This is a genomic window from Flavobacterium sp. P3_A6 (assembly GCF_056403035.1).
On record NZ_JBFUGG010000009.1, the window covers coordinates 119,979 to 132,133 of the forward strand.

Here is a 12,155-nt window from a genome sequence, read left to right on the forward strand (position 1 = left end):
AAAGGCTTTTCGGAATATTATTAGTTAAGCAAAACATAGCGTCCTTTGCGAAATTTTTTGCGAACCTTGCGATTAATTTTTTAAAAATCAAATTTATAATTTCCTCCTACCATCACCTGAAAACCTTGAACTTGATAATTCAGCCATTTTTGATAGTCATTATTCAAAATATTATTGGCTTTTAAAAAGGCTGTAAATCTTTCGTTGTGTTTGTAACGAACATTAGCATTCAAATCAAAATAACCATCCAATGTAATTGGTCCAGGAGCTGTAACATAAACAATATCGGTATTCAGCTGCTGGTCTTTACGTTCGCCTACATAAAACAAATTTACACCAGCAAACCATTTCTCGGTAATCATGAAATCTGCTTTGGAATTCAATTGAAGTTCTGGTAAATTCCATGCTTCCTGTTCTGATTTTTTAGTATAACTGCTCACTGTTACATCTGCTTCAACTGTTACGCCTTTAGTCAAGTCTGCTTTTATTTCTCCATAAAAACGCATTGTCGTCAAATCATCATAAAGCACTTGAAACGAATTTCCGAAACCATAATTGGCATTCGTATTCTTTTCGGTATAGTCATTACTTCTAAACAACGCTTTATTTTCATCATAAATATAAGATGCTTTCACATCATAACTCACCGTGCTTGCCAATTTCCCTTTTAATCCTGCCTGAATATCATACAGTTCATTTGTTGGCTTAATATTTAATGTAGGCGAAACAAATGGATTGTCATCAACAAAATTCTTATAGGTGTTTTGCTGTAAATTCCCAATGGCACTCGTATAAAATATCATTAAATCACCAACTACTTTATAAGAAGCGCTAATCGAAGGATATATATAGAATTTGTTCGTATCATTTTCTTTCCCCATACTATAAACTAATCCAGCACCAACATTTATAGTCCAATCCTCTCTAGTCATCACAAAACTTGGCTCTATTCCTAAGTTTGTAAATCCATAGTTAATAGGTGATGTATTCGTTTCCAAGTAATTTTTCTTAAAACTGCCATCAACATAATCAACAAAAATTTTAGTTTTTATGGCTTCGTCCATCACATCAAACTTAAAAGTTGGCGCCAGCAAAAAACTATTCTCTGCCGAACTAAATGCATCTGTAAAATGAGCAAAATCAAGAGTTACATCATTCACAATTCCATCCTCAAAAGCCATAGAACCGCCAATCGAAAATGTATTATAAGACTGTTGCGGATTAATACCATACACCAAGCCCATACTTTCCGGAAGTGTTAGAGTATTTCCAAAATCAGCTGGTAATCCATACCAGTTATAAATTTGGTTTCGATATCCTGCTTTTAAATTCCAAGCGATTTCCTGTTTATTGCTGCCATACAGCAAATCGATTTTAGTATCATAAAAGAAATCATCAAGCTGAACATCTTTTATGCCACCTTGAGATGAATTGTGGCGAAACATACCGCTTACATATTCATTATTATTAAGATCTTCATTCACATATAATTCAGCATTCAAAGAGCCATAATTTCCAATACCCAGGGTCGCATAATTTTTAAACAAACGTTCTTGCTTTCCTTTTTCCACTCCTTGCGCATTTCCTTTGGAAGGAGAAAACGTAGATGCTACCGGAAAAGGCAAAATAGAATAGCTAACACTTTCTTTCTTAGCATTTTCATCATTTGTATTCACAGGAACTTCTTTTACTTTGAACGCATCAGAAATTGTCGGCGTGTATGGTTTTACCACATTTACTACTTCTGTTCCAATATTATCCTGTTTGTTTTGAGCAAATGAAAATTGGGAAAGTAACAGGAGAAAAATCCCCAACCCTAACCTCACCAAAGGAAAAGGAGTAGAGAACGTTGATTGCTTATTTATGAATGTTTGTATATTTTTGATTATCATCTTTCTTTTTTTTCTGTTTTCTGACTTCTGCGCTCTAATTTCTGCTATCTGGACTATACTTCCCACTCACCCTTTGCGATAAATTGTGTTCTTCCTCCAATTTTTATATCAAATTTATCTCCAGCAAATTTTCCGTCAAAATGGATTCGCGAAGGTCTGTTCATAAAATCACCTTGTCGATTGACTATTTTAATTTCCTGTGACTGGTATTTCAAAAGAAAAGCCTGCAGACATGTACTGGCACTGCCTGTCGCAGCATCTTCCCGAATCTGATTATTTTCCACATATAACATTCTGCTGTACAATTTTCCTTCGTCAAAACAATAGAAATACAAGGCTCTGTGATCTGTTCTGCAATTAACAAGTAACCAATCTTTCATTTTAAGCAAATCCAGATTTAAATTCTGAAGTGCTTTTATATTTTTAAGCGGAATAATAACAAACGCACTTCCTGTAGTCACTTCCTGAATGGGAAATTCATCATCAAAATCAGCAGTGTTCAAATTACTGAAAGACAAAAAACCTTCTTTTGCGAAAACATCCCAAAATTGTGGTTGTGCTGCCTGCAGCCAAACCAAATCTCCCGACTGCTGAATTGGAATCTCTCCAATTGGCACTGTCAATTTAAAATTTTGAGGATTCGTACTAACTATTTTATTCATCAGTACCCATGAAGTCCCAATAACCGGATGACCTGCAAACTTCATTTCGTATTCTGCAGTAAAAATTCTAATTGTCGCACTATTATTTTGTGGTTCAATCTTAGTTATAAAAGTGCTTTCGGCAAAGTTAATTTCGTTTGCTATTTTCTGCATTTCTTCTGTACTCAAACCATCAGCTTCCAAGAAAACGGCCAACTGATTTCCGGCATATTTTTCCTCAGCAAAAACATCCACTATATAAAAAGGTAATTTCATTCTGCTTTATTTAGTTATTGATGAATTTGTTTTGGCTTCTTCTGTTTTTATTCTGTCCAGTTCAGTTTTGGCTTCTTCAACCACATCTGAATAATCTGTAAAATTTTCGATTACATTGTCTAAAACGTAGGTCGCTTGGTAACTGTCTTTCAAACCATAATAATTCTTTGCCATTAGAACCAAACCTTTGGCTCCATAATAACGGTAACTTGAATAATTCTTGGCTAATTTTTGAATGACGGTGTTAGAAAGCTCAAATTTCCCGTCTTTGTTTTTAAAATAGGCATCATAATATAAAGCTTCTGCTGCCAATTCGCCTTTGCTTACCGTCAGCAATTTTGCATAAGCGGTTTTGGCTTTGGCTTCATCACCAGACTGCATCGCAGAACGAGCAACGATAATCTGAGCATCGCTTTTTACATTTTCCTCTGTTTTTGGATTCGTTAAAACCTTATCAGCATACACAACGGAATTTGAATAATCCTTTGTTTCATAATAACACTTCATCAAATTCGCTTGCGCAAAAGTTTTATTCTGCGGAAAATCAGCTTCTTTTTCTATACGAGCCAAAACTGGAATTCCTTTATCACAATTTTTATCTTTTAAAAATATTTGAGCCAAACGAACCAAAGACTGCTCCGTATATTCACATCTAGGCTGGCTTATCACAAACTCATAATTAGGAACTGATTTACTTTCTGAACCTTCAGCATAATACATTTGTGCCAATTGGAAATTGGCCTGCAGAATATGCACTCCATTAGGAAACTTAGCCACATAATTACTAAAACCAGAAATAGCCTGCTTAGTATTGCCTTGTTCCAATTGTTTTTGAGAAGCCTCAAAAGTATCATTATCCAAATCCAAATCGGTTACAGCTACAAAATCCAATGTGCGAACCCAAGTAGCATACTCATCTACTTTTCCGTTATCGACATAAATCAAACGAGCTGTAGAAACCGCTTCGTAAGCTTCGGGAGTTTTAGGAAATTCGGAAGCTACTTTTTTAAATTTGGCAATAGCCAAATCATCCTTATCCGAATTATAATAAATCAATCCCTGACGCAAAATAGATCTCGAAGTATAAGAACTGCTTTTGTAATTTGAGATTAATCTATCATAAGCTTTTATAGCCAAATCCTGTTTATTATCAGCAACATACGTATTCCCCAATTCAAACAAAGCATCGTCCTGATAATCTGATTTTGGGTATAAGGTCAAAAATGCATTCAGCTCTTCTATTTTTTTACTGTTTTTCGAAAGAAATCCATAGCAAAGCGCTTTTTGGAAATAAGCATAATCTGCATCAACGCTTTTAGATTCTATTACCTTATTATAGGCATCTAATGCAGCCTGATATTTAGTCGTTACAAATCGGCAGTCTGCCAAGCGTAAATAAGAATCATTCAGACGAAATTTATCCGCCTTATTGCTATCAATCTGATTCTGAAAATAGTTCCCAGCAGTTTCATACTCTTTCAGTTTGAAATTAGCGTAGGCAATATTATAATTAACGTTTTTGAATTCAACAGTTTCTTTGGCTTTTGGCAAATCCAAAAACTGCTGATAACTCAATAAAGCTTCTTTGAAATTTTCCAAATTATATTCGGATTCAGCCTTCCAAAAAGCGCATCGGGCTGTAATTATTGCGTCTTTTGGTTCTTTCAAACCTTTTTCAAACATAGATAAAGAACCAAAATAATCACTGTTTGTGTACAATTCCAATCCTCTGTAGAAAACTACTTTTTGATAAACACCTCTGTTTTCTGATGATTTATTTTTTTCTAATAAAACCAATGCTTCCTTGTAATTCTTCGATGAAATATAAGAATCAATCAACAGTTTTTCAATAACACCATTATTTGAATTGGTTGGATATTTACTCATAAAACCCAGCAAAACTTCGGGAACGCTTTGATATGAATTTCCAATTTCATAACTCAATTTGGCATAATTAAAACTAGCATCTTCCTGCAGTTTTAAATTAAAATTCATTTCGGATGCATTCTTGAAAGCATTCAAAGCCTGTTGTTTTTTATTGGATTCCAAATAACTTTCCCCTAAATGATAATACGCGTTTTGAGCTATAAAATCATTTCCGTCGATAATTTTATTGAATTGGGAAACTGCGTTTTCATAATCCTTTTGCACATAATAGGCATAACCTAACTGATAAAAATCGGTGTTATTCCATTTTCCATTTTTTCCTTTATACCCCACCAGATAAGGAATTGCTTTGTCGTATTGTTTTAGGTTAAAATAGCTTTCGCCAATAATTTTATTCAATTCAGATTTTTCTTCAGCAGTAGAATTTGGCATCGCTTTAATTCCCAAATCGATGGCTTTTTGAAAATCCCCTGATTTAAAACTCATATCCGATTTGTAGTAGGATAATTTCTCTGCATATTTTTCATTTCCGGAAACCTGATCAAATTGCTTATTCGCTTCAGCATAATCATCAGATTCATATGCCATGAAACCCATATAATATTTACTTTGCGTACCGTATTCATCAGAACTGGCTACTCTGCTAAAATAACTTTTGGCTTTTTTTGAATTTTTAGCATCAAAATAAGTATAACCTTTTTCAAAATTAAACTTGTTCCGTTCACTGTCTTTTAAAACACTTTCATCAACTCTTTCAAACCAATGCATTGCTTCTTTATATTCATGATGATCAAAATAATAGTAAGCCACATCTATAAAAGCCTGGTTTTGTTTTCGGCTTGCAGGATATTCCTCTACAAAACGATTAATTAGTTCCTCAGCATTATCCTGATCGGTGCGAATAGCGCAGTTAGCAATATAATAAGCACAATCTGACTGTAAACCTTCTGTTTTGGCAGTTTTTTGAACTTGCTTAAAAATAATTTGTGCCGAAGTATATTGTTTATCCTCATATAAAGAAACCGCTTTGTCGAAGTCCTTTAATGAATAAGTGCTAATTGTCGATTGTTGAGAAAACAGGGAGGTTATTTGAACAAAAAAAAGGAATAAAAAAAGCCTGATATGTTTACGCATTGTAGTTTTTATTTAGTCAATCAAAGATATTTAATTCTGTTTCTATAACGAAAGGCAGATCGCTTTTATTATAAACTATTTTTAAACAGAAAACCTCACCCCAAACTCCTTTCAAAGAAGAGGGAACTAAACAAGGAGTTGAAATTTGCTTTTTTTTGAAATTTTGTCTTTTGGGATTTGCTTTTTTCCTTTTGCCTTTTATTTTTCACCTTTTACTTTTGTATTTGGATTTTATCTTTTTACTTTTACCCAATAAACAATTTCTATTATGTCACAATCTGTACTGTCTTTAAAAAACGTAAACATATATCAAGAAGGAAAAGCTATTTTATCCGATGTTAATCTGGAAGTCAATCACGGCGAATTTATATATATCATTGGGAAAACTGGTTCTGGAAAAAGCAGTTTATTAAAAACATTATATGCTGATTTACCTTTAACGGAAGGCGAAGGCAAGATTGTAGAATTTGATTTAGCCACTTTAAAAGAAGATGATATTCCTTTTTTGAGAAGAAAAATCGGTATCGTTTTTCAGGATTTCAAATTATTGCCAGACCGTACTGTAAAAGACAATATGTTATTTGTTTTGAAAGCAACCGGCTGGAAAGACAAAGATGAAATGGATGCTAAAATCGAAGAAGTTTTGTCTAAAGTAAACATGAAAGATTTTGCAGACAAAATGCCACATCAGCTTTCTGGCGGAGAACAACAAAGTATTGCTATAGCAAGAGCTTTATTGAATGATCCCGAATTTATTCTTGCAGATGAGCCAACAGGAAATCTTGATCCTCAAACCAGCGCCGAAGTACTTGAAGTTTTAAGACAAATCAATGCCTTAGGCAAAACAGTTATCATGGCAACGCATGATTATGCGCTATTGATGAAATTCCCAAACAAAACCTTAAAATGTGAGGACGCAACTATTTTTGAAGTAGTTCAAAGAACGGTATAATGCTTTCTATTCTTATTCCAGTTTACAATTACAATGCTTTCCCATTAGTTTTGGAATTATACAAACAATGTTCAGAATGTAATTTGGAATATGAAATAATCTGTCAGGATGATGCTTCGAATGTTTTTTTAGTTGAAAATAACGAAATAAATACTTTAGAAAAATGTTGTTTTTCCTCTAATGAAACTAATTTAGGAAGAGGAAAAAACATTAACAAAATGGCTAGAAAAGCAAACTATGATTGGTTGCTCATTTTAGACTGCGATACTCTTCCTCAAGGCTCCGATTTTATAAAAAAATATCATATTGGAATCCAGGAAAACGATAACTCGATTATTTTTGGCGGAATACTTTATGAACCAAAAAAACCGGATAAAGATCAGTTATTGCGCTGGAATTACGGCCATCGAAGAGAGTCCCTTTCTGTAGAAAAAAGAAAAACAAAGCCTAATAGCAGCGCATTAAGTTCTAATTTATTGCTAAAAAAAGAACTTTTTTCGCAATATCCTTTTGATGAAAATATTACAAAATACGGCTACGAAGATCTATGCTTTATGAAAACATTAGAAGCAAATAAAATCAAGGTAACCCATATAGAAAATCCAGCTTTTCATTTAAATTTAGAGACCTCTGCCTTATTTTTGGACAAAACAAAAACAGCTCTGGAAAACTTAGTTTATATTGTGAATTCTAAAAAAATAGATTTGAAAGACAGTAAAATAATTACTGCATATTCCTTGCTGAAGAAACTAAAACTGACACGCCTTACCGTTTATATATTTAATTTATTCGAAGATAAAATTGCTGCCCAATTAATTTCGAACAAACCATCACTTTTGTTATTTGACTTATATAAATTAGGGCATTTTAGCAAATTACAGTCAAAACAATAGAAGTATTTAGAGCAAACTTTCAAAAAGATTTTGCCATTTTTTCATGATTATTCCCAAATCATAAACAGTAGCACTTTCAGAAGCATTTTTCCCCATTTGGAATCTCAAATTTTCATCTTCAATTAGTAATTCTAATTTTTCAACAAAAGAATCTGAATTTCCATCTTCTATTAAAAAACCGTTTATTCCCTGTTTTATAATTGATCTGGGGCCAGATGGGCAATCATAAGCAAGGCAGGGCACACCATATGTCATTGCTTCAAGCAATACCATAGGAAAAGCTTCCGAACGAGAAGTCATTAAAAAAAGAGAAGCTTGATTATAGCTGCTCTGAATATCCTTGGTTGGAAAAATAAAATTTACATTACTTGAAATCTTCAAAGTATTAGCCATTTTTTGGTATTCCGAATTAACATTCCATTGTCCATAAATATCCAGTATCCAATCAGAATGTTTTTCAACTATTCTGCTCCAAACCAATAGCAATCTGTCAAGGCCTTTTATATAGGGATTCATACAAACGGACATTGCTTTTTTATTGATTAAATCTGCTTTTTCTGTTACGGCGAAGCTTACAGGATTAGGGATAACTACTTTATTTTTAGCATTCCACTCCTTACTCTCTTCATTCGTCATCGTCACAAAACAAGTGAATTTTTTTATTGTTTTCTGCTTAAAAAAACGAACCAATTTAGACCGAAACTTAGTGTAGAAATTTTTATTTTTTACTTTTTCAAAAGAAGCTGAAAAATGGGTTTCAAAAACTATGGGGATGTCTGTTTTTATAAACCAAGGAATAAACAGCCACAATACAGCATCACAGACTACTATTACATCTGGTTTTTCATTGAAGACTATTTTTTTAATCAAATGGATATAGTCTCTTAAAAACAAGAAAGCATTTTTTGTTTTTTGAATGTTATACCATTTTATTTCTGAATTAAAATTATAAAAACAATTAGAAGAACCATCATTTACAGAAAGAATAACAATTTTGTAATTCAAATTGGCTGCAAAATAATTTGTTTTCAGGGAAACAACTCGAGAAATTCCGCCAGAGTCCGTTATATCAGGTGCTATGTATAGGATTTTCATCTTTTTGACTCCAAAAATCCATCAAAATCCCTAATATAGTCCTCTTCATCAAAAACATCTGATGCCAAAACAAGACAAACCGCCCCCGAAGAAAAATTCTCAAGCTCTCTCCAAAAACCATTTGGAATCAGCAAGCCTATATTAGGTTTATTCAACAGATAACTTTTTTTATTGTTGCCATCATGAATTGTAACTTCAAAACTGCCGCTCAAAGCAACAAGAACTTCCTGCTGCAGGATATGAGAATGCCCGCCTCTAAAAGCATTGCTTGGCACATCAAAAAGATAATAAACACGTTTGAATTCGAATGGCAGGAAACCGCTTTCTATAACTCCTAAATTCCCTCTGAAATCTTCAACAACCGGAATTTCAAGCAACTGTATTTCTTTAATCATTTCCTTTATTATTTTTATCAATCTGCATCAAATCTAACCATTGTTCTCCAATTCTGTCTAAAGAAAAATGCTGAATGCTTCCTAAAGTATTTTTTTTGCAATAATTATATAAAACCTCATCTTCAATAAACAGATTCATAGCTTCGGTTAGTTTTTTCAAATTTTGATTTTCTACCAAAATACCATTTACTTTATCTGTAATCATTTCTCTTGGCCCAGTTTGGCAATCAAAAGCTACAACAGGAGTCTGGCAGGCCAATGCTTCAAGAATCACATTGGGAAATCCTTCATTCAAACTGCTCAAAATCAAAAAAATAGCTTTTTTTAAATATTTATATGGATTATCCTGAAAACCTAGAAAATGCACATATTCAAAAACGTTATTGTCTTTCGCTATTTTTTCCAGCACTTCTTTATTTCCATTTCCTAAAATGATAAGATGAATTTCTTTTTTTGGCAAAATAGAATCTGCATAACTCAAAATCAATTTATCAAACTGTTTTATGGAATTTTCATACTGACCAACAGCAATTATATATTCAAAATCAACAGCAATTGTTTCATTGCTTCTTTCATTTACTTCGTCTAAATTAATTGGATTGGGAATCGTTATTACATTTTTCAAATGATATTGACTCTCAATCAATTCCTGAACTTGATTTACAACAGTTACAGTAGCATAACTTTTATCATAAATCAGTCTGGCCAGCCAAGCATTTTTGGGTATATAATAATCGATTAAGAAACTATGTACTGTAAAAATAGTTTTTGCTTTATAAATAAACCGGGCGATAATTAATTCTTGAATTGTCTTTCTTCTAGGGCGAAAATCAATGATAAAATCGAAATTGTTTTCACTTAAATATTGTCTCAAAAAAAGAAGCCGTTTCAACTTATTGCCAAATCCATTCGAATCGTTTTTAAGCAGTCCTAAATTAATAAGCTTTCCAGAATAGCGATAGCCTACACAATCTAAAACAATTATATTATGAATTTCAATTCCCTTTTTTTCAAAAAAAAGGGACAAATTTGCCATTACTTTATCACCGCCGCCTTCGCTCAACCGATACCCTACTAAAGCTATTTTATATTTTTTTTCGGGTAATATCATTTTCATTTTCTTATTTTCGTTTCAAATATAACACTAATGCGGATTCTACTTATTGGCGAATACAGTCTTTTGCATAATTCTTTAAAAGAAGGATTAATTGAACTTGGTCATGAAGTTATTTTGGCAGCCAATAGAGATGGTTTTAAGCAATATGCAACAGATTACAACTACGAAGCCAAATGGCTGACAATCAAGTTTTTTGATATCCCTAGAAAAGCCATTTACCGTATTTTCAATTTTGATTTTGCGAGTATAGAAACCGGTATCCGTTTTTATTTTTTTCTTCCAAAATTAAAAAATTTTGATGTAGTACAGTTTATCAACGAAGCTTCAATAAAAACGCCCAAAAAGTTTGAACTTTTCCTGATGAATAAAATATATAAAACGAACAAAAAATTATATCTGCTATCTACCGGAATTGACTATTCTACTTTAAAGTTTTACATCGAAAATAAATCAAAAAAATCAATCCTTCAGCCCTATTTTCAAAACCCGAAACAAGATAAAGAATTCAAACCATTTTTTGACTATTTTGATGAAAATCATATCAAAATACACCATTTTATAAAAGAAAAATTCAGCGGAATCATTGCTTCCGATTTTGATTATGTGGAAGCAAACAAAGTTAACACGAACTATTCCGGTTTTATTCCCTGTCCGGTAAATACCAAAAAATTAGTCTTTAATGAATTAATTATAAAAGATAAAGTCGTTATTTTTCTTGGCATCAGCAAATGGAGTTATCATCAGAAAGGTATTTTGTTTTTTGAAAAAGCATTAGAAATTATCAAAGAAAAATTTCAAGATAAAGTAGAAATTATTACCGCCAATACAATCCCATATCCTGTTTACATTGAACTGTACAACAAGGCACATATTCTGCTGGATCAGTTATACTGCTGTGACCAAGGCTACAATGCACTCGAAGCTATGGCAAAAGGAAAGGTGGTTTTTACTGGTGCCGAAACTGAATTTACAGAGCATTATAACATTACCGAAAGAGTGTGTATCAATGCAATTCCTGATGTTGATTATTTGGTAAAAAAACTTTCTTTTTTAATTGAAAATCCCGAAGAAATTATTGCAATCGGTAAACGGGCCAGGGCTTTTATCGAAAAGGAGCATGATTATATACAAATTGCAAAAAAGTATTTGGAAGTATGGAAAAGCTGACTTGAAACCACTAGATTAAACAATCAAAGATTGATCTAAAATTTCTCTTTCTCCCTCCCAATCTCTCGAAATATTATTTCGGATCAAACTTGACGGAATCCCTCCGATAAGGATATTATTTCCATACAAAGTATAGTCTTTATTGCATAAACTATTAGATGCAATTGTACAATAATTAGGTGTTTTAGTATTTTTCATTACAGAAACCCGGCTTCCGATATAGTTGTAATTCCCAATCAAAATTGAACCATTCATGTCGAATTTTTCTTGTGTTTCGGTATCGAACATCGGATGAAAATTGGTATCAATTATCTGTGATTCCGAACCAAAACGAGCATAATTACCCAAGATCACCTTGTCTAAACAAACTAATTTTGAATTTGAACCCAACGATGCCATGTGCCCAAATTCACAATATCCCTCATCTCCAATAAAGATAAAATAATCTTTGCCAAATTGTACATGTCCTTTAAAAATGACATTTCCTTCAATATTAATTTCGGCAATTCCTTTATGACGCGTATTCATTTCATAAGGCTGGCCAAAACCGATCATTCCTGTTTTAATATTTCCTATAATTTCAATCTGACCTGCAATAGATTTAAATTTTACGCTCCCATAAAAAAAGACCGGCATTTTTTTAGCAATGCTGAAAGGAAATTTTTTAAAATTAAAATACAATGTCTTTGTCCAGTTTACTGAATAA

General features: G+C 32.6%; 10 protein-coding genes. 3 read left to right on the forward strand and 7 right to left on the reverse strand.

Features of this window, described 5'->3' with window-relative positions; genetic code table 11:
- Positions 1 to 80 precede the first annotated feature (80 nt).
- From AC1DVP_RS11185 to AC1DVP_RS11195, 3 genes are read right to left on the reverse strand one after another with little or no spacing between them, the layout of a single operon-like run.
- Positions 81 to 1,892 (reverse strand): TonB-dependent receptor, encoded by a 1,812-nt coding sequence (locus AC1DVP_RS11185; RefSeq protein WP_477183554.1) that lies wholly within the window; start codon positions 1,890 to 1,892, stop codon positions 81 to 83.
- A 53-nt stretch (positions 1,893 to 1,945) separates the two neighbouring features.
- Positions 1,946 to 2,809 (reverse strand): PhzF family phenazine biosynthesis protein, encoded by an 864-nt coding sequence (locus AC1DVP_RS11190; RefSeq protein ID WP_477183555.1) that lies wholly within the window; start codon positions 2,807 to 2,809, stop codon positions 1,946 to 1,948.
- 6 nt (positions 2,810 to 2,815) lie between these two features.
- Complete coding sequence (locus tag AC1DVP_RS11195; RefSeq protein WP_477183556.1) at positions 2,816 to 5,830, reverse strand: tetratricopeptide repeat protein; 3,015 nt, start codon at positions 5,828 to 5,830, stop codon at positions 2,816 to 2,818.
- Between the two features lie 268 nt (positions 5,831 to 6,098).
- Between AC1DVP_RS11195 and AC1DVP_RS11200 the strand changes: the two genes are divergently transcribed.
- The gene (locus AC1DVP_RS11200) at positions 6,099 to 6,782 is read left to right on the forward strand and encodes a cell division ATP-binding protein FtsE (RefSeq protein WP_477183557.1); all 684 of its coding nucleotides are present in this window, start codon (positions 6,099 to 6,101) and stop codon (positions 6,780 to 6,782) included.
- Positions 6,782 to 7,675, forward strand: a complete 894-nt coding sequence (locus tag AC1DVP_RS11205; protein WP_477183558.1) for a glycosyltransferase — start codon at positions 6,782 to 6,784, stop codon at positions 7,673 to 7,675. The genes AC1DVP_RS11200 and AC1DVP_RS11205 overlap by 1 nt, the downstream gene beginning before the upstream one ends.
- Positions 7,676 to 7,681: 6 nt before the next feature.
- Here the strand turns inward: AC1DVP_RS11205 and AC1DVP_RS11210 are convergent, their stop codons facing one another.
- From AC1DVP_RS11210 to AC1DVP_RS11220, 3 genes are read right to left on the reverse strand one after another with little or no spacing between them, the layout of a single operon-like run.
- On the reverse strand, positions 7,682 to 8,770 hold the full coding sequence (locus tag AC1DVP_RS11210; RefSeq protein WP_477183559.1) for a glycosyltransferase family 4 protein: 1,089 nt from the start codon (positions 8,768 to 8,770) through the stop codon (positions 7,682 to 7,684).
- Positions 8,767 to 9,165: a sugar 3,4-ketoisomerase gene (locus tag AC1DVP_RS11215; RefSeq protein WP_477183560.1), complete on the reverse strand. Its 399-nt coding sequence runs from the start codon at positions 9,163 to 9,165 to the stop codon at positions 8,767 to 8,769. The genes AC1DVP_RS11210 and AC1DVP_RS11215 overlap by 4 nt, the downstream gene beginning before the upstream one ends.
- Complete coding sequence (locus AC1DVP_RS11220; RefSeq protein ID WP_477183561.1) at positions 9,158 to 10,282, reverse strand: glycosyltransferase; 1,125 nt, start codon at positions 10,280 to 10,282, stop codon at positions 9,158 to 9,160. The genes AC1DVP_RS11215 and AC1DVP_RS11220 overlap by 8 nt, the downstream gene beginning before the upstream one ends.
- Before the next feature lie 30 nt (positions 10,283 to 10,312).
- Here AC1DVP_RS11220 and AC1DVP_RS11225 point away from each other — a divergent pair, with 30 nt between their 5' ends.
- Positions 10,313 to 11,449: a glycosyltransferase gene (locus AC1DVP_RS11225; RefSeq protein ID WP_477183562.1), complete on the forward strand. Its 1,137-nt coding sequence runs from the start codon at positions 10,313 to 10,315 to the stop codon at positions 11,447 to 11,449.
- Between the two features lie 15 nt (positions 11,450 to 11,464).
- On the opposite strand, the gene AC1DVP_RS11230 is transcribed toward AC1DVP_RS11225, so the two are convergent.
- On the reverse strand, positions 11,465 to 12,085 hold the full coding sequence (locus AC1DVP_RS11230; RefSeq protein ID WP_477183563.1) for an acyltransferase: 621 nt from the start codon (positions 12,083 to 12,085) through the stop codon (positions 11,465 to 11,467).
- Positions 12,086 to 12,155: the final 70 nt, after the last annotated feature.